The organism is Sphingopyxis sp., assembly GCF_016793825.1.
GTDB lineage: Bacteria > Pseudomonadota > Alphaproteobacteria > Sphingomonadales > Sphingomonadaceae > Sphingopyxis.
In genome coordinates this window covers 456,105-482,330 of record NZ_JAEULM010000044.1, presented here as the reverse complement: position 1 = coordinate 482,330, position 26,226 = coordinate 456,105, and the positions used below count along the sequence as shown (strand labels likewise).

Here is a 26,226-nt window from a genome sequence, read left to right as displayed (position 1 = left end):
CCGATAAATTCCCCCGACCGCCTATTGACGGTCCGGCATGTCGGCGATGCGGTTGATGTTCAGGATCGGGCCGGAGGCAACCGCCACATAACCGTTTGCTTCGGCCCAGGCACGCACGGCCTTGGGCCGCCCCTCGGCCAGCCACGCCTCCAGCCGTTCGCCATCGACCGTTGGCCACAGCCCGATCACCGGCGAGGCGGCGGCATAGGCGCCGTTCGATCGGCAGAGGTCTTCGAGCAGCGCCTCCGGTACGTCGGGGGTGTCGCAGGGGAGCGACAGGACGTGGGTAAAGCCGGCGGCCCCTGCTGCCTGCATCGCACCCGCCAGTCCGCCGAGCGGGCCGAGCCCATTTTCGGGTCGGTCGGAGACGCGCCGACAGGCGGAATGGTCGCGTCCGGACACGAGGATCATGTCGCAATGCGGGTTCAGAGCGGCGATCGACCAGTCGATCAGCTTGCGCCCGCGAAACACGGCCTCGGCCTTGTCGCTGCCGAAGCGCGACGAGCGGCCGCCGGCCAGCACAACGCCAGCGATCCTCTTCGCGGTATCAGTCAATCGTTCGCGCCAGTTCGCGGTTCAGCCACAGTGCGACGAGCGTGCAAACGGCTCCCGACAACAGATAGGCCCCCGCTGCGAGGAGTCCGAATTCGCTCGATAGCCAGAGCGCGACCATCGGCGCGAAGCCTGCCCCGAACAGCCAGGCAAGATCGGTGGTGAGCGCCGACCCGGTGTAGCGATGGCGCGGCGAAAAGTTCGATGACAGCGCGCCCGATGACTGGCCGAAGGACAGGCCGAGGATCAGGAAGCCGAGGATCATGAACACCGCTTCGCCGGTTTCGCCGGCGGCGAGCAACTGCGGCGCGAAACCGCTGAAGGCGGCGATCGCGGCGGCCGTTGCCGCAAGCAGCGTGCGGCGTCCGACCCGGTCGGCAAGATAGCCCGACGCAATGATGGCAAGGACGCCGACCATCGCCGCGACCGCCTCGATCATCAGGAAACGCACCGGGGTTTCCTCGGTAAAGAGGAACACCCACGATAGCGGAAACACCGTCACCATGTGGAACATCGCAAAGCTGGCGAGCGGGGCGAAGGCGCCCATGATGATGACGCGCCATTCGGACCGCAGCGTCTCGGTCAGCCGGGCGGGTTCGAGATCGCGATCCTCGAACAAGCGGGCATATTCGGGCGTGACGACGATGCGCAGGCGCGCAAAGAGCGCGACGACGTTGATCGCGAACGCGACGAAGAAGGGATAGCGCCAGCCCCAGTCGAGGAAATCTTCGGCCGGCAGCGCCGCGATCAGAAACATGAACAGCAGACTGGCGACGATCAGGCCGAGCGGAGCGCCAAGTTGGGGAATCATCGCGTACCAGCCGCGCTTTCCTTCCGGTGCATTGATGGCGAGCAGGGACGCCAGCCCGTCCCACGACCCGCCAAGCGCCACGCCCTGACCCATGCGGAACAGCGCCAGCAGCAAGGCGGCACCGATTCCGGCCGACTCATAGCTGGGCACAAATGCGATTGCGGCGGTCGATCCGCCGAGCAGGAAGAGCGCGACGGTCAGCTTCGCACCGCGACCATAGACTCGGTCGAGCGACGAGAAGATCATCGTGCCGACCGGGCGCGCGGCAAAGGCGAGCGCGAATATCGCAAAAGACCAGAGCGTTCCGGTCAGCGGGTCGAGATAGGGGAACACCAGCTTCGGGAAAACCAGCACCGATGCGATCGCATAAACGAAAAAGTCGAAAAACTCCGACGTCCGCCCTATGATGACCCCGATCGCGATTTCGGCCGGCGCAATGGGGTGGCCGTCGTCGTGCAATGCGCGGGCATCGCGTTCGGCTTCGGTCGTGGCGGTTTCGGCAGACATGGTACAGGTCCTGCAGCGGACGCGCCCCCGGAAGCGGAGAAGGGCGCGGCACGAGTCGATCATAGGGCAAACGCGCCCTTTATGAAATCGCCCCTGCGCGATTGGCGGCGGCGAGTGGATTGGACAAAATGTCCTATGTGAACTGAAATCAAGGAGGCCTAGGCGCGCACCATGCCAACGAAGCTCTCCCCTTCATGGACCCGACTCCGGTGGTTGCCGGTGCTCGGCACGCTGCCGCTACTTGCCGGCTGCGATCTGGTCGTGCTCGATCCGGCGGGTGACGTCGCGCGCCAGCAGGGCGACCTGATCGTCATTTCGACCGTGCTGATGCTGCTCGTCATCCTTCCGGTGATGGCGCTGACGATTTTCTTTGCCTGGCGCTATCGCGCGGCGAACAAGGACGCGACCTACAAACCCGACTGGGATCATTCGACCCAGCTCGAACTCGTGATCTGGTCGGCGCCGCTGCTCATCATCATCTGCCTGGGCGCGGTCACCTGGGTCGCCACGCATCTGCTCGACCCCTATCGGCCGCTGGCGCGCACGGGGCCGGGGCAGGCGATCGCCGCGGACGTCAAGCCGCTCGACGTTCAGGTCGTCGCGCTCGACTGGAAATGGCTGTTCATCTATCCCGAACAGGGGGTTGCGACGGTGAACGAACTCGCGTTGCCGGTGAATCGCCCCATTCGCTTCCGCATTTCTTCCTCGTCGGTGATGAACAGCTTTTATATTCCGGCGCTTGCGGGCCAGATCTACGCAATGCCGGGCATGGAAACAAAGCTTCATGGCGTGTTCGATCGGACCGGGAATTTCGACGGCTTTTCGGCCAATTACTCGGGCGCGGGTTTCTCGAACATGCGCTTCAAGGTGAAGAGCCTTCCCATGAGCGAGTTCGACCAATGGATCGCGGCCGCCAAGGCCTCGCCGCAGGGCGAGCTCGATCGTAGGACTTATCTCAAGCTGGAAAAGCCGAGCGAGAAGGAGCCGGTGCGTCGCTTCGCCGCCGTCGATCCGCAACTCTTTGACGCCGTCGTCAACATGTGCGTCGAACCCGGCAAGATGTGCATGCACGACATGATGGCGATCGACGCCAAGGGCGGCGCCGGCGTCGCGGGCATCGGCAATGTCCGCAACGTCACCTATGACAAATATGCGGGTCGCGGACATCCCGGCTCTGTCGGATGGAGCATTCGGTATGTCGCTGCCCTGTGCAGCGCCGCGATGGTGTCGGCCGACCGCCCCGATGCAACGCCCGTCAACCCGGCGCCGCTGAAGGGCGAGGGGCTGCCGCATCCGAACAAGGCGGCAGAGCGTACGGCACTGTCCAGCCCTTCGCCCCGTCCGATGTCCTGAACGCGAGCCAGAGACCGCCATGACCCCGCATCCTGCACCCGAAGCTGGTCCTTTCCTCGGCAAGCTGTCGTTGAATGCCCTGCCGCTCCACGAACCGATCCTGATCTTTACCTTCCTTGGCGTCGCGGTTGGCGGTCTGGTCGTGCTGGCCCTGATCACGCGCTATCGCCTTTGGGGCTATCTGTGGACCGAATGGTTCACGACCGTCGATCATAAGCGTATCGGGATCATGTACATGATCCTCGGCCTCGTCATGTTCCTGCGCGGCTTTGCCGACGCGATCATGATGCGCCTGCAACAGGCGATGGCGTTCGGCGGATCGGAGGGATATCTGCCTGCGCACCATTATGACCAGGTCTTCACCGCACACGGCGTGATCATGATCTTCTTCGTCGCGATGCCGTTCATCACCGGTTTGATGAATTACATCGTTCCGCTCCAGATCGGCGCGCGCGACGTCAGCTTTCCTTTCCTCAATAATTTCAGCTTCTGGATGACGACGTCGGGCGCGGTGCTGACGATGATCTCGCTGTTCGTTGGCGAATATGCACAGACCGGCTGGCTCGCCTATCCGCCCTTGTCGGGGATCGCCTACAGCCCCAACGTCGGCGTCGATTATTATATCTGGGGCCTCCAGATAGCCGGTGTCGGGACGACGTTGTCGGGGATCAACCTGATCGTGACGATCCTGAAGCTGCGCGCGCCGGGCATGGGGCTGATGAAGATGCCTGTCTTCACCTGGACCAGCCTCTGCTCGAACATCCTGATCGTGGCGAGCTTTCCCATCCTGACCGCGACCCTCGCGCTGCTCACGCTCGACCGCTATGTCGGCACCAACTTCTTCACCAACGACCTCGGCGGATCGCCGATGATGTATGTGAACCTGATCTGGATCTGGGGGCATCCGGAGGTCTACATCCTCGTGCTGCCGCTGTTCGGAGTCTATTCCGAAGTCACATCCACTTTCTCGGGAAAGAAGCTCTTCGGCTATACGTCGATGGTCTATGCGACCGTTTGCATCACGATATTGTCGTACATCGTGTGGCTGCACCATTTCTTCACCATGGGATCGGGGGCGAGCGTCAACAGCTTCTTCGGCATCACTACGATGGTCATCTCGATCCCGACCGGGGCAAAGCTCTTCAACTGGCTGTTCACCATGTACCGCGGCCGCATCCGCTTCGAACTGCCGATGATGTGGACGATCGCCTTCATGCTGACCTTCGTCGTAGGCGGCATGACCGGCGTCCTGCTCGCAGTGCCGCCCGCTGATTTCGTGCTGCACAATTCGTTGTTCCTGATCGCGCATTTCCACAATGTGATCATCGGCGGCGTGCTGTTCGGCCTGTTCGCGGCGATCAACTATTGGTGGCCGAAAGCGTTCGGCTTCAAGCTCGATGTCTTCTGGGGCAAGATCAGCTTCTGGTGCTGGGTGGTCGGCTTCTGGCTCGCCTTCATGCCGCTCTATATCCTCGGCCTGATGGGCGTGACGCGACGGATGCGGGTGTTTGACGACCCGAGCCTCCAGATATGGTTCGTGATCGCCGCGATCGGCGCAGCCGTGATAGCGGTGGGCATCGCGGCGATGCTGATCCAGTTCGGCGTCAGCATCTGGCGGCGCAAGGAACTGGCAGACGAAAGCGGCGATCCGTGGGGCGGCCGCACATTGGAATGGGCGACCAGTTCGCCGCCACCCGATTATAACTTCGCTTTCACGCCGGTGATCCACGACCTCGATGCGTGGCACGACATGAAGCGGCGCGGGCACCGGCGTCCGGTCGGGGGCTTCCGCGACATCCACATGCCCAGCAACACCGGCGCGGGGATCATCCTTGCCGGATTCAGCCTGGTGTTGGGGTTCGCACTCGTCTGGCACATATGGTGGCTCGCGGCGGTCAGCTTTGCCGCGACGATCGTCGGCGCTATCTATCACAGCTTCAACTACAAGCGCGATTTCGACATCCCGGCGGCGACCGTGGCCGCGGTCGAGGATGCGCGGACCCGTCAACTTGCCGCGGGAGCCTGATCCGATGACTGCCAGGACGATCGCCGCCGACCAATCCGTCGAGTTCTATAACCTCGACGAACACCCGCATCCCGAAGGGCACAGCACGATGCTGGGCTTCTGGATATACCTGATGAGCGACTGCCTCATCTTTGCGATCCTCTTTGCCTGCTATGCGGTTCTGGGCGGCAATTATGCTGCCGGACCGGCGCCCAAGGATCTGTTCGACCTGAAGCTGATCGCGCTCAACACCGCGATGCTGCTCTTCTCTTCGATCACCTATGGCTTCGCGGTTCTTCAGATGCAGCGGGGAAGGGTGAAAGGCACGCAGATATGGCTCGCCGTCACCGGGCTGTTCGGCCTCGCGTTCCTCGGGATCGAACTGTATGAATTCCACCATCTGATCGAGATCGGCGCGACGCCCCAGCGCAGTGCTTTCCTGTCGGCCTTCTTCACGCTTGTGGGTACGCACGGACTGCACGTCACCTTTGGCATCATCTGGCTGGTGACGTTGATGGTTCAGCTAGGCAAGCATGGGCTGGGGGCCGCGAACCGACGCCGCGTCATGTGTCTTTCGATGTTCTGGCACTTCCTCGACGTCGTCTGGATCGGCGTGTTCACGATTGTCTATCTGATGGGAGTGCTAAGATGAGCGCCGATCCCAGCGATCACGCGGCCCACGGGCATCACGAGATCGAGATGCCGCACGCATCGATGCGCGACTACGCCATCGGCTTCGTCCTTTCGGTGATCCTGACCGCGATACCCTTTTGGCTGGTGATGGAGCGTCCGCTCGGCGCGGCTGCGACCGCTACGATCATCATGATCCTCGCGATGGTCCAGATCGTCGTCCACATGGTCTTCTTTCTCCACATGACGCCAAAGGCAGAAGGCGGCTGGTCGCTGACTTCGCTGCTCTTCACCGTGATCGTCGTCGTCATCATGCTCGCGGGGTCGCTCTGGGTGATGCATCACCTCAACACCAACATGATGCCGCCGATGCACGACACGAGCCAGTTGCCGTGAAGCGCGCCCGCCGCGCGGCTTTTGCCGCCGCGGCGCTTGTCGCAGCGGCCTGCCTGGCGGCGCTCGGCGTCTGGCAGCTCGAACGGCGGGCGTGGAAGCATGACCTGATCGCGGCGGTCGATGCGCGCATCCATGCCGTGCCGGTCGCGGCGCCGGGCCCCGCGTTATGGCCGCGGATCACGGCTGCGAACGATGCCTACCGCCGGGTCGGCGCGACCGGACGTTTCCGGCACGATCGCGAAACCTTCGTGCAGGCAGTAACCGATCGCGGCGCGGGCTATTGGGTCCTGACGCCATTTGAGACGCCGGATTTTACCGTGATCGTCAATCGCGGATTCGTTCCGGGGGACAAGCGCAGCCCGGCAACGCGCCGTCCGGGCAATGCCGCCGGCCTGACGAAGGTGACCGGACTGCTGCGCGTGTCCGAACCGGGGGGAGCGTTTCTGCGCGTGAACGACCCGGCGGCGGGGCGGTGGTACTCGCGCGATGTTGCCGCCATAGCCAAGGCGCGCGGACTGCGCCGTACCGCGCCTTACTTCATCGATGCCGACGCCGCACCCAATCCTGGCGGGTATCCGGTCGGCGGGCTGACCGTGGTGCGCTTTCCCGACAATCACATGATCTATGCGCTCACCTGGTTTACGCTTTGTGCGCTCTGCCTGTTTTTCGTGGGACGGCTCTGGCATATGCGGGATTGATGATCCGTCCGACGACCCTGCCGACCGTCCCTGCCGAGGCGCATGCCGGTCGGCGCAACATGGCGTTGCTGATCCAGTTGCGCTGGCTCGCCGTTGGTGGGCAGCTCCTGACGATCGCCGTGGTATTGGACCTGATGGGCATTCGCCTGCCGCTGGCGCCGTTGATCGCCGCCGTCGCGGTGCTGATCGCGATCAACTTCGCAAGCCTCGAATTGCTGCGACGAGGCCGCGCCGTGACCAATGCCGAATTGACGGCGGCGTTGCTGTTCGACGTCGCTGCGCTGGGCTGGCAACTCTATCACAGCGGTGGGCTGGCGAACCCGTTCGCGTCGCTCTTCCTGCTGCAGGTGGTGATCGGCGCGATCCTGCTGGCGCCGGCTTCGTCATGGGCGATCGTCGCTGCGGCGATTGTCGCGATCGGCGTCCTCGCGATCGATCCGACGCCGCTCGTCCTGCCGCCGCCCTACGCCGCCGATCCCATGGCGCTCTATCTCAAGGGCAGCCTTGTCTGTTTCCTGCTGATCGCCGTGTTGCTCGTCGCGTTCGTGACGCGGATCAGCCGCAATTTGCGCGATCGCGACGCCGCGCTCGCCGCCAGTCGCCAGCGCGCGGCCGAGGAGGACCATATTGTGCGTATGGGACTTCTCGCGTCTGGCGCTGCGCATGAATTGGGCACACCCTTGTCGACATTGTCGGTGCTGATCGGCGACTGGAAGGGCGCGCAGGGCCCCGCCGGGGCGCCGGAGCTTCAGGACGATCTCGCCGAAATGGACGCAGCGGTCCGGCGCTGCAAGACGATCGTCAGCGGAATATTGATGTCGGCGGGTGAAGCGCGCGGTATCGCCCCCGAAATGACGACGATGCGGGGGTTTCTCAATTCGATCATCCGAGATTATGCAGGCCGCTTCGCAGGAACCTTCGAATTCAACGACCGGTTCGGCGCGGACGTCGCGATCGTTTCCGACCCGGCGCTGCGTCAGGTGATCGGCAACGTGATCGACAATGCCGCTGAAGTGTCTCCCGAATGGATAGGGCTCGCCGCATCGCGGGATGGCGACACGGCCGTGATCGAGGTTGCCGATCGCGGTCCCGGGTTCGGCCCGACCATGCTAGAGGGGTTCGGCCAGCCCTATCGTTCGACGAAAGGTCGACCGGGGGGCGGACTGGGACTGTTCCTGCTCGTCAATGTGCTGCGCAAACTGGGCGGTTGGGCGAGCGCCGAGAACCGCGATACCGGGGGAGCCGTGGTTCGTATCATGTTGCCGCTGGCCGCGGTGTCCGCGGACGGAGGGCGGGTATGAGCGAACAGCGCCAGTTGCTGATCGTCGAGGATGACGACATCTTTGCGCGAACCTTGCGGCGCTCATTCGAACGGCGGGGATATGCGGTACGGGTCGCGGCAAGCCCCGATGAAGCAGAGGCGCTGCTGGCGGATTGGCGGCCCGCCTATGCGGTCGTCGACTTGAAGTTGGGCAACGCATCGGGATTGACGTGTGTGCGCATGTTGCGCGCGGCCGATTCCGCGATGCGAATTGTCGTGCTGACCGGTTTTGCGAGCATCGCGACCGCTGTCGAGGCGATCAAGCTGGGCGCATCCTATTATCTCGCAAAGCCGTCGAATACCGACGATATCGAAGCCGCGTTCGACCGCGCCGAGGGCAACGTCGACACCCCGCTCGACGCGCGGCCCTCGTCGATCAAGACCGTGGAGTGGGAGCATATCCACCAGACGCTGGTCGAAGCGAATTTCAATATTTCGGAGGCCGCGCGGCGGCTGGGCATGCACCGCCGCACGCTGGCGCGGAAGCTCGAGAAACGGCAGGTGAAATGATGCGGCGACTGGCGCGCTTCGATCTCAACCTGTTGCAGGTGTTCGACGCCATTCACGCGAAGGGCGGTGTGTCGGCGGCCGCGCGACATCTGAACCTGTCGCAGCCGGCGATCAGCCATGCGCTGGCAAAGCTGCGCGATGCGTTCGACGACCCGCTTTTCGTGCGGCAGGGCAACAAGCTGGTGCCGACGCCGGCGGCGCGTGCGATCGCCGGGCCGGTGCGCGAGGCTCTGCGCGGGCTCGACGCTGCGCTCGATGCGGCGGCATCCTTCGATCCGGCGCAATCGACGCGCGAGTTCCGCATCGGCGTCCGGCTCTCCGGCGAGATGCCGCGCTTTTCGTCGCTTGTCGGGCGCGTCCGGAGCGAAGCGCCGCATGTCGCGCTCGCCAGCGTGACCTTCCGGCGCCGCGATCTCGTGATGGCGCTCGCGAACGGCGATCTCGATCTGGCGCTCGACGTGGGTTTGCCTGCGGACGACCGCCTCAGCCGCCATTATCTCGGCACCGAACCTCTCGTCGTGGTCGCGCGCCGGGGGCATCCGCGCGTGGACGGCGCCATCGATCTCGATACCTATCTGGCGCTCGATCACGTCGTCGCGACTGCACGTCCGCACGGCCCGGGGATCGAGGATATGGCTCTGGAGCGTATGGGCCTCGGCCGCCGCGTCGCGGTACGCTGCCAGCACGCGATTACCGCGTGGCAGATCATCGCTGCATCGGACATGCTCTTTTCGTTACCGCGTTCGCATGCCGGGGTACTCCATGCGATGTGGCCGATGCAGCTTCTCGACTTGCCGCTGCCGGTAGAGCAGGGGGGAAGCTATCTTTACTGGCACCAGGCCGCGACAGCCGACCCCGGTCTCGCCTGGCTGAGGACGATCATCGTCGATGAACTGACGGCGACATAGTCATTCGAATTCTGAATATCAGATATTCGACCCTATCATTTTCTTCGATGATAGAGCGACGCTAGCATCGCCGCAACTTTCAGCGGAGATATAGTCCATGACCGAAATCGAACTTCAGGCCGAGCTCAACGACCTGCGCATGTCGAAGGAAGCGCAGCCGCTCTTCGATGCCGTGAAGCGCCACATTGCCGAGAATGTCGAACCGATCACCGAGGAGTTCTTCCGGCTGGGCGAGAACCGCGCGGACCGCTGGAGCTGGGCGCCGGGCCAGCTCGAACTTCTCGAAGGCGCCAAGAACAAGGCGAAGGCTGCGGGTCTCTGGAATTTCTTCCTGCCGCACGGCGACACCGGCACCCCGCTCAGCAATCTCGACTATGCCTATATCGCCGCCGAACTCGGCAAATCGCCGCTGGCGTCCGAATCGCTGAACTGCTCGGCGCCCGACACCGGCAATATGGAAGTGCTCGAAATGGTCGGCACGCCCGAACAGAAGGAGCGCTGGCTAAAGCCGTTGCTCAATGGCGAAATCCGTTCGGCCTATGTCATGACCGAACCTGGCGTCGCGTCGTCGGACGCAAGCAATCTGGAGACGAGCGCGCGTCTTGAAGGCGATGAGTGGGTCATCAATGGCGAGAAATATTTCATCAGCGGGGCCGGCGATCCGCGCTGCAAAATCCTGATCTGTATGCTCAAGACCAACCCCGAAGCGTCGCGCAAGGGCCAGCATTCCCAGATACTCGTGCCGATGGACACGCCCGGCGTGAAGGTGCTCGGGCCGATGCGCGTCTTCGGCGCCGATCACGCGCCGCAAGGTCATATGCACATGCGCTTCGATAATGTCCGCGTTCCGCGCGAGAATATCCTGCTCGGCGAGGGCAGGGGCTTCGAAATTTCGCAGCTGCGCCTCGGGCCGGGCCGCATCCATCACTGCATGCGCACGATCGGCAAGGCCGAGGTCGCGCTGGACCTGATGGTCAAGCGCGGCAACTCACGTGTCGCCTTCGGCAAGCCGCTGTCGCAACTCGGCAAGAATCTGGAAGTCATCGCACGCGCGCGCTGCGATATCGAGGCGATGCGCCTGATCGTGCTGAAGGCCGCAAAGGCGATGGACCTGCTCGGCAACCGTGAGGCGCGCGTGTGGGTCAGCATGGCAAAGGCGATGATCCCCGAAAAGGTCTGCCAGATCATCGATCAGGCGATCCAGATCCACGGCGCGACTGGCATCTCGCACTGGACCCCGCTCGCCGAACTCTATGCCGACGTGCGTCACCTGCGCTTCGCCGACGGTCCTGACGAAGTCCACTACATGGTCGTCGGCCGCGACGAGTTGTCGCGGCACTGATCGGCGCCGCCGAAGCGCGCGTCAGAAGCTCTTCGGGAGCTTCAGAACGTGCGTCGCGACGTGGCTCAATATCAGGTTCGTGCTGATCGGCGCGACCTGATAGAGCCGCGTCTCGCGAAACTTGCGCTCGATGTCATATTCTTCGGCAAAGCCGAAGCCGCCGTGCGTCTGGACACACATGTCGGCGGCATACCAGCTCGCTTCGGACGCGAGCATCTTCGACATGTTCGCTTCGGTCCCGCAGGGCTCCCCCGCTTCGAACATCGCGGCCGCCTGATCGACCATCGCCGCCGCCGCGGAGATTTGGACGTGCGCACGCGCGATAGGGAACTGAATGCCCTGATTCTCACCGATCGGGCGCCCGAACACCTCGCGGCTGGAGGCATAAGCGGCGGCACGGTCGATGAAAAAGCGCCCGTCGCCGATGCATTCGCTCGCGATCAGGATGCGTTCGGCGTTCATGCCGTCGAGGATATATTTGAATCCCTTGCCCTCTTCGCCGATCAGGTTGGCTGCCGGAACGCGAAGATCATCGAAGAACAGTTCGGTCGTCGCATGATTGAGCATCGTGCGAATGGGACGGATGGTCAGCCCGTTGCCGACCGCGTTGCGCATATCGACCAGCAATACACTCATGCCATCCGACGATTTGGCGACATCCTCGCGCGGCGTGGTGCGGACGAGCAGGACCATCAAGTCGCTGTGTTCCGCACGGCTGATCCAGATTTTCTGGCCGTTCACGACATAATCGTCGCCGTCGCGGCGCGCGAAGGTCTTGAGCCGGGTCGTGTCGGTGCCGCTGGTGGGTTCGGTAACTCCAAAAGCCTGGAGGCGAAGCGCGCCGCTGGCGATGCTGGGAAGGTAGCGCTGCTTCTGGTCGGCCGATCCATGCTTCAGGATCGTGCCCATCGTGTACATCTGCGCGTGGCAGGCACCGCCGTTGCAGCCCGATCGGTGAATTTCCTCTAGGATTGCGGTTGCCGCCGAAAGGCCGAGACCTGCGCCGCCATATTCTTCGGGGACCAGGACCGAAAGAAAGCCCGCTTCGGTGAGGGTGCGCACGAACGCGGTCGGATAAGTACGGCTGCGATCGAGATCCTGCCAATAGGGTCCGGGAAATTCGGCGCAAAGGCGGCGGACGGACTCGCGGATTTCCGGGTGCGATGGCTCGGGCATATGGCTCCTGTCCTGTCGTGCAACGGCAATATGCCATTGCCCTTAGCGGTGCTGTGCGACGCGGCAAGCGGCAATCCAGCACCGACCGATGGAGCCTGTGAGGGCGGCGTCAGCCTCCCCGCGTTTGCCCGGCGTCATTCGACGCAAGCCGGCTACGCAGATATTGCACCATTTCGCTGCGCCCGGTGGCCGTCAGCGCGACATGGACGACCCGATTGTCACGCTGCGATGGCTCGCGCGTCATCAGGCCGCAATCGACCAGCCTGCCGATCCAGCGCAGCGCCGTGGTTGGGGGAACGGCCGCCGCGATGCACAGGCTGTGGATGCTCACCGGGCGCTTCAGATGCTCCTGGATGTAAAGATCCAGCAACATATCCCACGCCGGTTCGGCGAAGATACCCGAAGGGAATAATCCGTCGCGCCGCCGCCGCCCGGCATATTCCGCCTGCGCTACCGCCGCGAGCCGGCTTTCATCGATTTCACCTCCGGACTGCAGTGGAGGCGCATTGGCGGTGCGCGGTGGCGCGTCCAGTGTCGTGTCCATCTGCTGGGATGTCTGTTGACCCATTATATCAGTCCCCTTTGCCTCATGCTGACGATGTCCTTGCCGCCGACGATCAGGTGATCGAGAAGTTGGATGCCGACGGATTTGGTGAGCTGTGCGATCGTCCGCGTCAGTGCGATGTCGTCGACGCTTGGTTCGGCCGATTGCGACGGGTGGTTGTGCGCAAGGATGATTCCGTGCGCGCCAAGATCGAAGGCGCGGCCAAGCAGTCGGCGCAAATTGGCCTGGACCTCGCCCGTGGTGCCGTCGGCGATTTGTTCGTCGGCGATATAGCCGCAGTCGCGCGCGAGAAAGGTCGCGTGCAGGCGCTCGGTGGCCGACCCGGCGATGAGGAAGCGCAGATATTTCCGGAAGGCGGGATTGCTGACCGACACGGGCTCTCGCGATACGCGCTCGCGCAGCCCGGCTTCGAACAATGTTCGCGCCGCGACAATCGATACCGCAAGACGGCGATTGCCTTCGAGGGCGCTGGCCAGTTGTTCGGGCGTGGCGGCGAGTGCGTGGGCGAGCGTACCGAAATGACGGATCAACCGGTCGGCGGCGATTTCGGCGACGTCCCCGGCAAAGGGTTCGATGAGGTCCGCCACTGCCGGTACGGCCCGTAACGCCTTTCGCGCCTCGCGTGTGCCCATATTCCCCCCGCCATGATCAGCAGGATGAAGTTGGCGGGCATGTAGTTCATCATCGCATACGCCAGAATCCCCATATGTCCGTCGACTTCGCGGACGAAATGAGAAATGACGGAGACGAATTGGAATGCGGAAATCCATAGAGGGTAAACCCGGTTCGCCCGCAGCGCGACGCCGGTGAAGATGGCGGCGGCAAACAGGTCGGGAACAAGGTGACCGATATCGACCGAGGTGTAGATCGCGTCGCGCGCGACCACGAAGTGATAGATATGGTCGCCGACGTTCGTGGCGATGATGACAGCGACGCAGATGCGCTCCGGACCGGCGCCCCAACGAAGCGCCGCTGCGACCAGCAGCAGCGTCGTGACGGTACTGAAAATCCACATCCAACCCATGTCGAAAGGTCGCTTCGCGTCGCGGCGGCGTCAGGTACGGCGCGACGGCAAATTCCGCGCCGCCATGCCTGACGAAAGATGGCGTGTCGCCGTCAGGGGGTGTCCGACATTGTCCGGGTCGGCGGGATCAATCAGGTCGCGGATATTCGAAGCTGAAACAGCGGCTATCATCGTTTTTCCCCGCAGCCGGCGCTCGTCGCCGGCTCATTGCAGTCGAGCAGGGGCGGTTAGCGTCCGAGCGTTTCCGTGAGCGATCCGGCGGCGGCGAGGCCGAGGACAAGACTCGCGAGGATCCCGACAAGGATGATCGCGATGACAGCAGCACGGGTCAGCACGGCATCTTCGCCGTCGAGCACCCTGGGGACAACCTTCGGTTCGGTCGCGGGATTCCAAGACTGATCGACCGAAATCGCAAGCGAGTCCCTGAATACCAGCCCGGAACTCTGGCCGTCCTCGATCAGCTTCTGATCGTTGACGGCCATTGCGGCGAGAGGGAGACTTTGCCTGTCACTTTCTACACCCCCCGCAAGGCCCGTTTCCGGCGAGGTTTCGGTCACGGTCCAGTCGCGATAACGACGGGCAAGCTCAAGCCGGGTGATGCCGCCGAAGCGGGTGCGCAACAGTTCGATACGGCGATTGACAGCGGATTCGGAGAGGTCGAGAACGGTCGCAATCTCCTTTGAGGTGCGGCCATCGGCCAGCAGATCGAGCACCGCCGCCTGCTTGTCGGTCAGGGAAGAAAATCCAGCACCTGGCTCCATCGTCGTCATCGAACCCACTAATCATGTTTCGGAGAGGATAAACAAGAGGAAATCCGGAAAATGATGAGTAGAGCTTCAATAAACCGGCATGTATCCGGCAGTTTGCGGGGCGCGCTCCGATCGACGGGACTGCGACCCTTTAATGACGCTTTTGTTTGCTCTCTTCGGGTGACATTGTCCGCAGTGCCTAAGGCTGGTTTCCATCGGGCGTGATCTGGCATCGCAGTCGAAGCGAACGGATATTCGACACTCACGCCTATATCCCGTCACCACTCGCCATGACTTGCGAGGGGAGCGCGCCGCAAGACAAGATCAGGCGCTCATGGGCAGCATGCAGGATCGCTCGTGCCCGAACAAATATCTGTTGTAGCGGGTATGAAATGGTGGACGCACTAGGGCTCGAACCTAGGACCCGCTGATTAAGAGTCAGCTGCTCTACCAACTGAGCTATGCGTCCACTGCCGGTTTGCGGCACTCTTTGCGAGGGGAGGGTGGTGCCCTGTCTCGTGAAGAGAGCGGCCCGCTATCATGGTGTTGCAGGGATGGCAATGGGCAGGCGCAAGTTTTTTGTCAGTGAAAGCGGCGGGTGCCGGTTTTGCTGTCGTTCTCGATCGCCAGGATGATGCCGACGCAGGTCATGATCGTCAGCATCGACGAACCACCATAGGAAAACAGCGGCAGCGGAATGCCGACCACGGGCGCCATTCCCATCACCATCGACAGATTGATCGCGATGTAGAAAAAGATCGTCATCGTCAGCCCGGCGGCGGTGAGCTGGCCGAAGCGCGTGCGCGCCTTGATCGCGACGCGCGTCGACCAGCGAAGCAGCAGGAAGAAGGCAAAGAGCAGCCCCAACCCGCCGATCAATCCCCATTCTTCTGCCATGGTAGCGAAGATGAAGTCCGTATGCCCCTCGGGCAGATAGTCGAGATGGCTTTGCGAGCCGTTCAGGAACCCCTTGCCGCCGATTCCGCCTGAACCGATCGCGATCTTCGACTGACTGATGTGGTAGCCGGCGCCCAAGGGGTCGCTTTCGGGGTCGAGGAAGATCAGGACGCGCTTCTGCTGATAGTCGTGCAGCATCGAGAAGAGGATCGGCAGCGCGGCGAGCCCGGCGGCGGCGGCACTACCGAACCACCAGAAGGGCAGGCCGGCAACGAACATCACGACGACGCCGCCAATGCAGATCGCGAGCGCGGTGCCAAGGTCGGGTTGCAGCATCACGAGCGCCGCCGGGGTTCCGATCGCCGCCAGCGCTGGCCACAATGCCGTGAATGTGCGGGTATTTCCCGGTGGAAGCTGGGTGTAGAAGCGCGCCAGAGCGATGACGATGGCGACCTTCATCAACTCCGACGGCTGAAGGTTCATGAAGCCGAGGTTGAGCCACCGCTGGCTGCCGCCACCGACGAAACCGAGCAATTCGACCGCGATCAGCAAAAACAGGACACCCAGATAGCCGAGATAGGCAAAATCCTCGAAGATCCGGATCGGAAAGCGCCCGATCACCAGCGCGACGCTGAGGAACACGAGAAAGCGCACGCCCTGTTGCCATGCCCAGGGCGACCAGTTGCCGCCCGCGGCCGAATAGAGCACGAGCAGGCCGAACCCGGTGATGGCGCTCAGCACCGCGATGAGCTTCCAGGGGAAGCGCTGAATGGCGGGTGGAACGGGGATCATTGCGCCAGCCCCGGATCGGGCGCCGCGATGCCGGCCTTCCATGCGGCATAGCTGCGGTCCATGCGCTCCTTGATGGTGCCGCCCCAGCCGGCCTCGAAGGTTTCGAGCGCTTCCATGCCCTTTTCGCGGTCGTAGATGAACGTAAAGATGTCCTTGGCGACCGGAGCGGCGGCGCGGCTGCCGCCCATGCCGTGCTCAATGATGACCGAAGCGGCGTAGCGCGGGTTGTCCACCGGGCAGAAGCACACGAACAGACCGTGGTCGCGGAACCGCCATGTCCCGCCTTTGCCGTTGCCGGTATTGAGACCCCTGACCTGCGCGGTACCGGTCTTGCCCGCCATTGCGATGCCGTCGAGCGGCAGGCGGCTGCGCCCGGCGGTGCCCCCCGGTCCGTTGACGACCAGATCCATGCCATGCCGTGCGGTTGCGAGCGCGTCGGCGGAAAAGGGAAGGGGATCGCTCTTGAAATGCCGGTTGACGAGGCGCGGATAGAGCTTGCGACCCGATGCGATGCGCGATGCCATGACCGCGAGCTGCAGCGGATTCACGCTGACATACCCCTGACCGATCACCGCATTCAGCGAATCCGAGGCTGACCATGGCTGGTCGTATTTGCGCATCTTCCACGCGCTGTCGGGAACGGTGCCAAAGCGCTGGTTGCTGCCGGCAAGCTGGAACTCCTCGCCCAGGCCGGTCAGTCGTGCGGTCGGCGCGATGGCATCATACCCCAGCCGGTGCGCGACCCAATAGAAATAGCTGTTGCAGCTTTTCATGATTGCGGTGGGCATGTCGACGCTGCCATGGGTACCGAGGCAGCGGAAGAAGCGGCTCCCGAGCCGATAGCCGCCGATGCACGTGTGGCGTTCGCTGGGGTCGATGCCATGATCGATCGCCGCGATGGCCGCCATCGGCTTCAGCGTCGATCCCGGGGGGTAAAGGCCGCGCGTGGCCTTGTTGATCAGCGGCTGGTGATCGTCCGCGCGCAGCCAGCTATATTCCGAATTGCTGATGCCGTCGGAAAAGCTGTTCGGATCGAAACTCGGCATCGAAACAAAGGCAAGGATGTCGCCGGTCAGCGTATCGATGACGACCGCTGCGCCGGATTCTGGACCCATGCGGCGGGCGACGAACTCCTGGAGGTCGGCATCGATCGTCAGATGGACCGTCTTGCCTTGCGTATCGGGCTGGGTCGAAAGTTCACGCACCACCTTGCCGCGCGCGGTGACCTCGACGCGCTTGGCGCCAGGCTTGCCGCGCAGCATCTCCTGAAAATATTTCTCCAGCCCGTCCTTGCCGGTCTTGTAGCCGGGGGTGATGTAGAGCGGGTCCTTTACCTTCTCATATTCCTCTGCGGTCGGAGCGCCGACATAGCCGATGAGGTGGCCGACCGCAGCGCCGGTCGGGTAATTGCGCGCGAAGCCGCGTTGTGGCGCGATGCCGGGAAGTTCGGGCAGGTGGACGAGGATCGAGCTATATTCCTGCTCGGTCATGTCCTCGGCGACCGCGACCGGTTGAAAGCCCGATGCGGCCTTGAGGTCGCGTTCGATGCGGTCCATCGCGTCATTGTCGAGCCGCAGCAGCGTCCTCAACTGCCCGAGCACCAGATCCTTATTGTGCAGGCGATCGGGAATGATGTCGACGCGCAGCGATACGCGATTGTTGGCAAGCGCCTTGCCGTGTCGGTCGACGATCCAGCCGCGGCGTGGGGGAACAAGGGTCAGATTGACCCGGTTGCTCTCCGATTCAAGGACATAGCGTTCGTTGTCGATGACCGAGATATAGGTCATCCGCGCCGCGAGGGCGACGCCGACCGCCGCCTGCGCCCCGCCGACGACGAGTGCGCGGCGGGTGAAGGTGAAGCCTCGCCAGGCTTCGGTAATGGGGGGGCTTTTCTTACCGAACATGTGGGGGCGTTTTATCGACGTTTCAGGCGGAAATTGTCAAACTTCCCGGTGAGGCGAAGGAAGAGCGGGACGAGGAGAATGGAAACGATGATCTGCGGCGCGACGAGCGCCACAACGCGGCCAGTCAAGGCATGTGGGTGCGTGAGCAGCGCGGCGAGCGCCTGAATGATCGCGACAAGCAACGCCCCGATCGCCCAATCGTGGAAAAAGCCACGCCAATAGATGCGCTGCGCGGCGTATGCGATCGCGATGCTCGCTGCGGTCCACAGGCAGACTGCGGTACCGATCGGCGCACCGCTGAACAGATCGTCCCACAGGCCGAGCGGCAGCCCGACCCATACCGGCCACATTTCGGTCCGCAGCAACTGCCAGCTTAGAAAAAACAACAGGCCAAGCGGCGGCAATACCGGGGAACTCGCGACAAGCGGGAGCATGAGCGGAAGCGCTGATGCAAGCATCACGGTGATGATCGGCACCAGACGCATCCGCCACAGCGATGCCGGTTCGCCAAGGCGCGGCCCCTTCTGGTTCATGGTGCCTTCGGGACTTCCGGGACGGCGTCGGGGGCCGGCGCCAGTTGGGCTTCGGCATTTTCGGGTGTGTAGGGGCGCAGCACCGATACTGCATCGACCTTTGCCGGATCGGCGAGCGGGCGGGCAAGCGCGCCGTCGTCCTGTCGGCGCACGACGATCGCGACCGGGATATTCGGCGGATACAGGCCACCGGTACCCGAGGTGACAAGAATGTCGCCGGGCTTGAACGGGTTGTTGGCGATATTGAGCGTCCGGATGTCGAGATCACCGTTGCCGCGGCCATAGGCCAGCGCAGGCAAGCCGTCGCGTGCGCGGCGAACGGGGACGATATTGTCGATGTCGGTGATCAGCAGCACCTGCGACACCGACGGACCCGATCCGAGGATGCGGCCGATCAGCCCGTCGGCGCCGCGCACGGGCTGCCCCGATGCGACGCCGAGGTTGCGTCCGATGCTGAGCAGCGCGATCCGCTTGCTGCTCGTCGAGGTGGAGGTCAGCAGATAGCCGTTGGCGATCGCCGTCTTGTCGGTTTCCTGCAGCTTCAAAAGCGCCTTGAGCTGGCGGTTCTCTTCCTGCAGCGAACTGGTGGCCACCAGTTGCCGCCGCGTTGCGGCCAGTTCCTTGCGCAGGCGCCTGTTCTGCGACCCCGCACCGACATAGGCCGACACGGCATCGTCGATTCCCGAGATCGATCCGATCGCTGAACGGCTGACGCGCGCGATCGGCGCGGTCACCTCGTGGCTGGCGACGCGCAACTGGGCGAAACCCACGGGATCGACCACCGAAAGGACAGCCAGCAACAAACCCGCTACCGCCCCTGTCACCGCGATGACATAGGCGACGAACAGGCTGTACTGGGCCTTTCGGGATTGCCCCGGACGCCGATGTGCCGGGCGGACCATGATGCAGGCCTAGCGTATCAGGCTTGCTGCAACACGCCGCGGAAGGCCGGATCCTCCATCGCGCGGCCGGTGCCGATCGCGACGCAGGTCAGCGGGTCTTCGGCCACCGTGACGGGAAGTCCGGTGGCATCGCGCAGCAGTTCGTCGAGTTCCGCGATCAGTGCGCCGCCGCCGGTCAGGACGATACCCTGATCGACGATGTCGGCGGCCAGTTCGGGCGCGGTGTTTTCCAGCGCGATGCGGACGCCTTCGACGATCGTGCCGATCGGTTCGGACAGCGCCTCGGCGATCTGCGCCTGATTGATCGAAATTTCCTTGGGAACGCCGTTCACAAGGTCGCGGCCCTTGATGTGGATCGTCATGCCCGTGCCGTCGGCCGGAATACGCGCGATGCCGAAATCTTTCTTGATCCGCTCCGCCGTCGATTCGCCGATCAGCAGATTATGGTGACGGCGGACATAAGAGACGATGGCCTCGTCCATCTTGTCGCCGCCCGCGCGGACCGAGGTGGTGTAGGCGAGGCCGCGCAGCGACAGCACCGCGACTTCGGTCGTGCCACCGCCGATGTCGACCACCATCGACCCGATCGGTTCGGTGACCGGCATGTCGGCGCCGATCGCGGCTGCCATCGGTTCCTCGATCAGCCACACTTCGCTGGCGCCCGCGTTCGACGCGGCGTCGCGGATCGCGCGGCGCTCGACGCTTGTCGAGCCCGAAGGCACGCAGATCACGATCTCGGGGCTGCGGAAGGCGTTGGGCTTGCCGCCATGCACCTTGGTGATGAAGTGCTTGATCATCTGTTCGGCCACATCGATGTCGGCGATCACGCCGTCGCGCAGCGGGCGGATCGCCTCGATGCTGTCGGGGGTCTTGCCCATCATCAGCTTCGCGTCGTCGCCGACCGCCTTCACGCGCTTGATGCCGTTCAGCGTTTCGACCGCGACGACCGAGGGTTCGTTCAGGACGATACCCTTGCCGCGCACGTAAACAACGGTGTTCGCGGTGCCGAGGTCGATCGCCATGTCTTGGGAATTGAATTTGAGCCAGCGGGAAAAGAAGGACATCTATACTGCTTCCTGTCATCGAAGCTGCGTCCCTGACGGACACGCCCCAGTCGTGATTTCATCCGCGTGTCCGGCCGGCGACAGCATCAATCGGGGAGGGAGATTCCGGCTCGTCCGCTAGGGGCTGGCTGGACAAAATGATCAGGCTGTGCGGGTGGGTCGCGATTTGCGTCCGACTGCGCTAGGAGAGCGTTTATGTCAATACGCCGCCTGCCGGAAAAGCTCGTAAATCGGATCGCAGCCGGTGAAGTGGTTGAAAGACCCGCCGCAGCGCTCAAGGAGCTGGTTGAAAACGCCATAGACGCCGGTGCGACTCGCATTTCGGTGCGAATCGCCGAAGGCGGAATTTCGCGGCTGGAAGTCGAGGATGACGGGTGCGGGATGACCGCCGCCGACATGGCGCTGGCGCTCGAACGGCACGCGACGTCGAAGCTTCCTGACGATGCGATCGAAGACGTGACCACGCTGGGCTTTCGCGGCGAGGCGCTGCCTTCGATCGCCAGCGTCGCGCGGCTGACGCTGGAAAGCCGGGTGGCGGGCGGCGATGGCTGGAGGAGGGTCGTCGACAATGGCGCGGTTGCCGCCGAAGGCCCGGCTGCGCTGGCGAAGGGAACGCGCGTCGTCGTCGAGGATCTGTTCGCGCGCGTGCCCGCGCGGCGCAAGTTCCTGCGCAGTGGGCGCAGCGAATATGCCGCCTGCCTCGACGTCGTGAGGCGGCTCGCGATGGCGCGGCCCGATATCGCCTTCGTGGTCGAACATGACGGGCGCCGCGTGCTCGACGTGCAGGGCGGGCAGGATCGGCTGGCGCGCGTCGCGGCATTGACCCAGCGCGAACTGGCCACGAACAGCATCGGCGTCGATCTCGACCGCGGCGAGGTGCATCTTGGCGGCGTGATCAGCCTGCCGACCTACAATCGCGGCATCGCAGATCATCAATATCTGTTCGTCAACGGACGCCCGGTGAAGGACCGGCTGCTCGTCGGTGCGCTGCGCGGGGCCTATGCCGACCTCTTGGCCCGCGATCGGCATCCCGTCGTCGCCCTGTTTCTCGACGTGCCGACGACCGAGGTCGACGTGAACGTCCACCCTGCCAAGACCGAAGTCCGGTTCCGCGATCCCCAGCTTATTCGCGGCATGATCGTCGGCGGTCTCCGCCGCGCGCTCGACGAACAGGGTTTCCGCAGTGTCCAGCGCCCTGCCGAGGCGGCCCTTGCGGCCTGGCAGCAGGAACCGGTCGCCCCGGATCCCGCGACGGGTTTCCTGTTTGGCCGCCGCACCGAGCCTGCGGTGCATCTATTCGGTACCGACATTGCTCCCCCCGCGGACGATGTGGCGCGCGTCTACGACCGTCTCGTCCCCTTCGCGTCGGCGGCGCCGCTGGCAGGCCGCGCCGAAGTCGCGGTCGCGCCGCCTCCCGAAGTCGAACAGCATCCGCTGGGTATCGCGCGCGGGCAGATCGCCAGGACCTATATCGTCGCCGAGGCGGAGGATGGTCTTGTCATCGTCGACCAGCACGCGGCGCACGAACGGCTGGTACTGGAACAATTGCGCCGCGGGATGGGCGGGCAGGCGGTTCCTTCGCAGGGGCTGCTGCTTCCCGAGGTCGTCGAACTCGACGAACCGGCGTGCGACCGCCTCGAGGCTGCCGCCCCGCAACTCGCGGCGCTGGGCGTCGAACTCGAACGCTTCGGACCGGCGGCGGTGATGGTCCGGGCAACGCCGGCGATGCTCGGCGCGATCGACTGTCGCAAGCTCGTCACGGACATCGCCGACGACCTTGCGGGTTATGACGCCGCGCTCGGCCTGACCGAACGGCTGGAGCTTGTCGCCGCGACGATGGCTTGCCATGGTTCGGTACGCGCAGGACGGACATTGAGCGTGCCGGAAATGAACGCGCTGCTGCGCCAGATGGAAGTGACGCCGCATTCGGGGCAGTGCAACCACGGCCGGCCGACATGGGTGAAGCTGGCGATGGACGATGTCGAGAAACTGTTCGGGAGGAAATAGGATGAAGCTTCGCGTTGCTGCCCTGATGCTGGCCGTTTCGGTTGCGCTTCCGACGTTCGCGGCGCCGGCCAAAAAGGCGCCGGCAAACGCCGGGCCCGCCTGTCCGGCGAAGCCCGTCCTGCCGCCCGATCTCGCCGACTGGTCGCGGAACGTGTCGGGCAAGACCATCTATGGCTATGGCGAACCGCGCGACATCGGCTGGCCGGCACTCGGTGCCGCGCGCACCGAACTGTCGCTGCACCGGACCGAGAGCCTGCGCTATTGGGTCGCGCCCGAACGGGAGCCCGAGGTGTCCAAGTTCGGCGGCATGGTTCCGATCGACGTGAAGAAGGCCGGACGCCTTGTCGTCGCGCTCGACGGCGGGGCCTGGATCGATCTGGTGCACGAGGGCGCGATCGTGAAATCGGTGACGCATGGGCACGGACCTGCCTGCTCGGGCATCCGCAAGATGGTGGAATTCGATGTGACGCCGGGCCGCTACCTGCTGCAGATCGCCAACGCGCCGTCGGACAAGATACGCGCGATGGCGCTGCTCCGCTGACGGCGCGTCGCGCGGACGTCAGGCCATCCTGATCCCCGCGACGCCATTTTCGACCACGCCCGTGGCGCGTTTCGACAATGTGTTGGTCGGCGTCGTCACCTTGTCGACGACCATGAAGTGCGTCTGCCACGCCTCGCGATTGACGTCGCATACGACATAGCCGCGCTGGTCGTTCGCGAACTTCAGCTCGGGGTTGAGCTTCAGGAACACGTCGGTTCCCTTGCGCAGATCGCTGCCGTCGCCACCGCTGGAGATCGAGGTGCCGACGAATTCGGCGCCGACCACCTTGTCCTTCAGGACCAGGTCGCCGCAGAAATTCTGGTGCTCATCCCCGGTCAGCACGACGCAGTTCTTCAATCCCGCGAAACGGGACAGGATGCGTTCGCGCGGCGCCTCATAACCCGGCCAGCTATCGAGGTTCAGTATCTTTTTCGGTTCGTCCTCGCGGCGACGGCGGTCGAGCGCCATCATCGTCACCTGCTGCGCGATCGCGTTCCACGTCGCGCCGCCTTTGCCCAGGTTTTTCGCGAGCCAGTCTTCCTGCGCCTTGCCGAGCACCTGCGCGTCCTTGGAATAGACTTCGGGGCAGGCGGGCTTGAAGCCGTCGCCGCATGGCTGGTTGTCGCGATACTGCCGCGTATCGAGCACCTGCATCGAAACGAGGTTGCCGTATCGCAGCTCGCGGTGGGCGTTGATCATCCCGCCTCGCGGCAGCAACGCCTTGCGCACCGGCATATGTTCGTACCACGCCTGCATGGCCGCCTGCTTTCGCAGCATGAACACTTCGGGGGGCGGGGCGTCGGGGTCGTTGCCGTCGAGGTCGAGCTTCCAGTCGTCATAGACCGACACCCAGTCGTTGCGGATTTCATGGTCGTCGAAGCTGGAAACGAAGGCATGAACCGACCGCGCCGCCTGCATGTCGATGTCGAGCAAAGTTTGCGTGTAAGCGGTGCGGAAATCGCCAAGGTCCTGCAAACCGCGAAGCGCATATTTGCGGACCGGGCGGACGGGAAGGCCGTCGGGGAACAGGTAATCCTGCTGATACTCATAAATGAAATCGCCATAATGGTAGACGAAGGCCAGGTCCTCGCGCGCCAGATGGCGATAGGCGCCGTAGAATCCCGATTCATAATGCTGGCATCCGCAGACGCCGAACTTCAGGGCGTCGACCTCGGCGCCGACGACGGGAAGCGTGCGGGCCCGTCCGCGCAGGCTGCGTTCGCCGCCGGCGGTGAAGCGATAATAATAGGGCCGGGCCGGCAGCAGGCCGGCAACCTCGACATGGACGCTGTGCCCCAGCTCGGGCCGCGCGAGTTCGGTGCCCTTCGCCACGATTTCGCGAAAGCCGCTGTCGGGGGACACTTCCCATTCGACCGGGATGTTGACCAGCGGCATCCCGCCGTGCGGTGCCATGGGGTCGGGCGCGAGGCGCGTCCAGATGACGAAGCCATCGCTCGCCGGATCGCCCGCCGCGACGCCAAGGCTGAAGGGAAAGTCACGAAAAAAGCCCGCCTCGGCGCGCAGGATCGCGGGGGCTGACAGGCCCGCCAGCGTGGCGGTGGCAAGGAAATGGCGGCGGTTCAGCATGGCTGGGCTCCGTTGGGGCGAATCGGCTACCCCCAGATAGCCCAGCCATGCGTTACATCAATGACCGATGCTCAGCCGTGCAAAGACCGTCGCACCGATCGGGCTCTTGCCATAGGCGGTGTCGAGCAATCGTGGCTTGTCGAACCCCGCCAGCGTGCCGCCGAACGCAAGATTCAGCGGGCCAGCGAGCGGAACGCGATAAGCGTAGCCAGCCTGAAATTTCGTCACGCGGAACGGCACGTCGTGCAGTGGATCGTGATGGTCGATGAACAGTTCGTCGTTCTTCACATTCTCGATCCGACCGAACAGCGTGTGATGATCGTCCAGATCCCAGTTCACTTCGGCAAGCCACGCGGTGAGCGTGTCGCCGGGGTCGCGGTTCTTGGCGCTGAACGCCGCGGTCGCCGACAGGCCGTGACCGTTTGCGAACTGGACGCTCGCCGTCGTGCGATGTTCGTTTTCGCCCGCATGCTGGGCCTCGGGTTCCTTCAGCCGGGCGTGACTGACCTGAAGCGCCCATGCGGGGGAGGGCGTCCAGGTGCCGCGGACGCTCCAGCTATCGAAGCGGGGCTTTTCGATGTTCCAGCGCCGCTCGTCGGGCTCGCGCCCGGTAAACACCGATCCCTCCAGCTGAAACTGGCGGTTCTGGAAGCCCGCCGTCGCAACACCATAGGTGATGTGCGTCGAATCGAACCAATGATGGGTGATCGGCGCTTCGGGATTATAGCGCGCGCTGCCCCGATGCATGAACGCACTCGGTCCGATCGCGGGCTCGCCGACCGGACCGCCATACAGGAACAGCCGTTCGCCATTGGCGCCGACATCGACGTCGATGCGTGCGGTCAATTCCATGAACAGGTCGTGCGGATGCTGGCGGTCGACGAGCGGCTCGCCACCCGCTGTCTCGCCGGTTGCAAAAAGATTGGGATAACCGCGATTCGACATCAGCGGCTCGAGGCTCATCATCGACTTGAACTGAATGCGCCCCCAATCGGTGGTCTTCTCGCCCGAGAGCATCAGCATGGACTGGATATAGGCCTTGTCATCGCCGCGCGGACCCGACTGGTCGCTATAGACGCCCCAGGCAAAGCCGTGCGCCATCAGCATCCAGTCGTCGCCGCCATCGATATGGAAACCGCTGTGGCCGCCTTCATTGGCGGGCAGGCGCGCGGTGCCCGAACCTTCGCCGGGGACATCGGCGCGCGCACCATGACTCCCGTGCGCGTCGCCGACGACCGTCACCGGCTGCATCGTCATCGGCGGCCGCGGCGGATGGTGCATGATGAATATATCGTCGCTGCCCTCAGGTTCGGCAGGCGGCGGCGAGGGCGGTTCCGTTTCCTGATGATCGACGTGGGGATCGTGGCCGCCATGGTCCTGCGCGGACACGGACAGGGGAAGGGCGGCGAACGCGGCCGCGCCCGCCAACAGAGGCAATTTCAACATCTTGAT

25 protein-coding genes and 1 tRNA gene are annotated in these 26,226 nt (G+C 63.9%); 11 read left to right on the top strand and 15 right to left on the bottom strand.

Features of this window, described 5'->3' with window-relative positions; genetic code table 11:
• Window positions 1-21: 21 nt before the first annotated feature.
• The gene (locus JNM03_RS15240) at window positions 22-555 is read right to left on the bottom strand and encodes a molybdenum cofactor guanylyltransferase (RefSeq protein ID WP_294037819.1); all 534 of its coding nucleotides are present in this window, start codon (window positions 553-555) and stop codon (window positions 22-24) included.
• Complete coding sequence (locus JNM03_RS15235; protein ID WP_294037817.1) at window positions 548-1,870, bottom strand: MFS transporter; 1,323 nt, start codon at window positions 1,868-1,870, stop codon at window positions 548-550. Before JNM03_RS15235 ends, JNM03_RS15240 begins: the two co-directional genes overlap by 8 nt.
• Window positions 1,871-2,041: 171 nt before the next feature.
• Here JNM03_RS15235 and cyoA point away from each other — a divergent pair, with 171 nt between their 5' ends.
• The 9 genes from cyoA (at window position 2,042) to JNM03_RS15190 (ending at window position 11,033) form a co-directional block, all read left to right on the top strand.
• Entirely contained in the window at window positions 2,042-3,223 is a 1,182-nt protein-coding gene (gene cyoA / locus JNM03_RS15230) for a ubiquinol oxidase subunit II (protein ID WP_294037815.1), read from the top strand.
• A gap of 19 nt (window positions 3,224-3,242) precedes the next feature.
• Window positions 3,243-5,249 (top strand): cytochrome o ubiquinol oxidase subunit I, encoded by a 2,007-nt coding sequence (gene cyoB / locus JNM03_RS15225; RefSeq protein ID WP_294037814.1) that lies wholly within the window; start codon window positions 3,243-3,245, stop codon window positions 5,247-5,249.
• A 4-nt stretch (window positions 5,250-5,253) separates the two neighbouring features.
• Entirely contained in the window at window positions 5,254-5,880 is a 627-nt protein-coding gene (gene cyoC / locus JNM03_RS15220) for a cytochrome o ubiquinol oxidase subunit III (protein ID WP_294037812.1), read from the top strand.
• On the top strand, window positions 5,877-6,254 hold the full coding sequence (gene cyoD, locus JNM03_RS15215; protein WP_294037810.1) for a cytochrome o ubiquinol oxidase subunit IV: 378 nt from the start codon (window positions 5,877-5,879) through the stop codon (window positions 6,252-6,254). Before cyoC ends, cyoD begins: the two co-directional genes overlap by 4 nt.
• Window positions 6,251-6,952 carry an SURF1 family protein gene (locus JNM03_RS15210; protein ID WP_294037808.1) on the top strand — a complete coding sequence of 234 codons (702 nt, stop codon included), beginning with the start codon at window positions 6,251-6,253 and terminating at the stop codon, window positions 6,950-6,952. The genes cyoD and JNM03_RS15210 overlap by 4 nt, the downstream gene beginning before the upstream one ends.
• Window positions 6,952-8,253, top strand: a complete 1,302-nt coding sequence (locus JNM03_RS15205) for an ATP-binding protein (protein ID WP_294037806.1) — start codon at window positions 6,952-6,954, stop codon at window positions 8,251-8,253. Before JNM03_RS15210 ends, JNM03_RS15205 begins: the two co-directional genes overlap by 1 nt.
• Window positions 8,250-8,783: a response regulator transcription factor gene (locus JNM03_RS15200; RefSeq protein ID WP_294037804.1), complete on the top strand. Its 534-nt coding sequence runs from the start codon at window positions 8,250-8,252 to the stop codon at window positions 8,781-8,783. The genes JNM03_RS15205 and JNM03_RS15200 overlap by 4 nt, the downstream gene beginning before the upstream one ends.
• A complete protein-coding gene (locus JNM03_RS15195) occupies window positions 8,780-9,691 on the top strand; it encodes a LysR family transcriptional regulator (protein ID WP_294037803.1) in 912 nt (303 codons plus the stop codon). Before JNM03_RS15200 ends, JNM03_RS15195 begins: the two co-directional genes overlap by 4 nt.
• 97 nt (window positions 9,692-9,788) lie before the next feature.
• Entirely contained in the window at window positions 9,789-11,033 is a 1,245-nt protein-coding gene (locus tag JNM03_RS15190) for an acyl-CoA dehydrogenase family protein (protein WP_294037802.1), read from the top strand.
• A gap of 21 nt (window positions 11,034-11,054) precedes the next feature.
• On the opposite strand, the gene JNM03_RS15185 is transcribed toward JNM03_RS15190, so the two are convergent.
• From JNM03_RS15185 to JNM03_RS15135, 11 genes are all read right to left on the bottom strand, one after another.
• Window positions 11,055-12,209, bottom strand: a complete 1,155-nt coding sequence (locus JNM03_RS15185; protein WP_294037801.1) for an acyl-CoA dehydrogenase family protein — start codon at window positions 12,207-12,209, stop codon at window positions 11,055-11,057.
• 109 nt (window positions 12,210-12,318) lie between these two features.
• Window positions 12,319-12,777, bottom strand: a complete 459-nt coding sequence (locus JNM03_RS15180; RefSeq protein WP_294037799.1) for a winged helix DNA-binding protein — start codon at window positions 12,775-12,777, stop codon at window positions 12,319-12,321.
• Window positions 12,777-13,361 carry a JAB domain-containing protein gene (locus tag JNM03_RS15175; RefSeq protein ID WP_294037798.1) on the bottom strand — a complete coding sequence of 195 codons (585 nt, stop codon included), beginning with the start codon at window positions 13,359-13,361 and terminating at the stop codon, window positions 12,777-12,779. The genes JNM03_RS15180 and JNM03_RS15175 overlap by 1 nt, the downstream gene beginning before the upstream one ends.
• Window positions 13,301-13,789 carry a hypothetical protein gene (locus tag JNM03_RS15170; RefSeq protein WP_294037796.1) on the bottom strand — a complete coding sequence of 163 codons (489 nt, stop codon included), beginning with the start codon at window positions 13,787-13,789 and terminating at the stop codon, window positions 13,301-13,303. The genes JNM03_RS15175 and JNM03_RS15170 overlap by 61 nt, the downstream gene beginning before the upstream one ends.
• A gap of 236 nt (window positions 13,790-14,025) precedes the next feature.
• Window positions 14,026-14,568, bottom strand: a complete 543-nt coding sequence (locus JNM03_RS15165) for a helix-turn-helix transcriptional regulator (RefSeq protein ID WP_294037795.1) — start codon at window positions 14,566-14,568, stop codon at window positions 14,026-14,028.
• A gap of 372 nt (window positions 14,569-14,940) precedes the next feature.
• A tRNA-Lys gene (locus JNM03_RS15160) sits at window positions 14,941-15,016 on the bottom strand.
• A 113-nt stretch (window positions 15,017-15,129) separates the two neighbouring features.
• Entirely contained in the window at window positions 15,130-16,236 is a 1,107-nt protein-coding gene (gene rodA, locus JNM03_RS15155; RefSeq protein ID WP_294037794.1) for a rod shape-determining protein RodA, read from the bottom strand.
• Window positions 16,233-18,140, bottom strand: a complete 1,908-nt coding sequence (gene mrdA, locus JNM03_RS15150; protein ID WP_294037793.1) for a penicillin-binding protein 2 — start codon at window positions 18,138-18,140, stop codon at window positions 16,233-16,235. Before mrdA ends, rodA begins: the two co-directional genes overlap by 4 nt.
• A gap of 11 nt (window positions 18,141-18,151) precedes the next feature.
• Window positions 18,152-18,673: a rod shape-determining protein MreD gene (mreD, locus tag JNM03_RS15145; protein ID WP_294037791.1), complete on the bottom strand. Its 522-nt coding sequence runs from the start codon at window positions 18,671-18,673 to the stop codon at window positions 18,152-18,154.
• Complete coding sequence (mreC, locus tag JNM03_RS15140; RefSeq protein ID WP_294037789.1) at window positions 18,670-19,575, bottom strand: rod shape-determining protein MreC; 906 nt, start codon at window positions 19,573-19,575, stop codon at window positions 18,670-18,672. Before mreC ends, mreD begins: the two co-directional genes overlap by 4 nt.
• Window positions 19,576-19,592: 17 nt before the next feature.
• Window positions 19,593-20,639, bottom strand: coding sequence for a rod shape-determining protein (locus JNM03_RS15135; RefSeq protein ID WP_294037787.1), 1,047 nt, complete (start codon window positions 20,637-20,639; stop codon window positions 19,593-19,595).
• A 195-nt stretch (window positions 20,640-20,834) separates the two neighbouring features.
• On the opposite strand from JNM03_RS15135, the gene mutL reads away from it, so the two are divergent.
• Both mutL and JNM03_RS15125 read left to right on the top strand, forming a co-directional pair.
• The gene (gene mutL / locus JNM03_RS15130) at window positions 20,835-22,646 is read left to right on the top strand and encodes a DNA mismatch repair endonuclease MutL (protein ID WP_294037785.1); all 1,812 of its coding nucleotides are present in this window, start codon (window positions 20,835-20,837) and stop codon (window positions 22,644-22,646) included.
• A 1-nt stretch (window position 22,647) separates the two neighbouring features.
• Window positions 22,648-23,187, top strand: coding sequence for a homogentisate 1,2-dioxygenase (locus JNM03_RS15125; protein ID WP_294037784.1), 540 nt, complete (start codon window positions 22,648-22,650; stop codon window positions 23,185-23,187).
• A gap of 18 nt (window positions 23,188-23,205) precedes the next feature.
• Here the strand turns inward: JNM03_RS15125 and JNM03_RS15120 are convergent, their stop codons facing one another.
• Both JNM03_RS15120 and JNM03_RS15115 read right to left on the bottom strand, forming a co-directional pair.
• Entirely contained in the window at window positions 23,206-24,774 is a 1,569-nt protein-coding gene (locus JNM03_RS15120; RefSeq protein WP_294037782.1) for an alkaline phosphatase D family protein, read from the bottom strand.
• 57 nt (window positions 24,775-24,831) lie between these two features.
• Entirely contained in the window at window positions 24,832-26,220 is a 1,389-nt protein-coding gene (locus JNM03_RS15115) for a hypothetical protein (protein ID WP_294037780.1), read from the bottom strand.
• Between the last annotated feature and the right edge of the window lie 6 nt (window positions 26,221-26,226).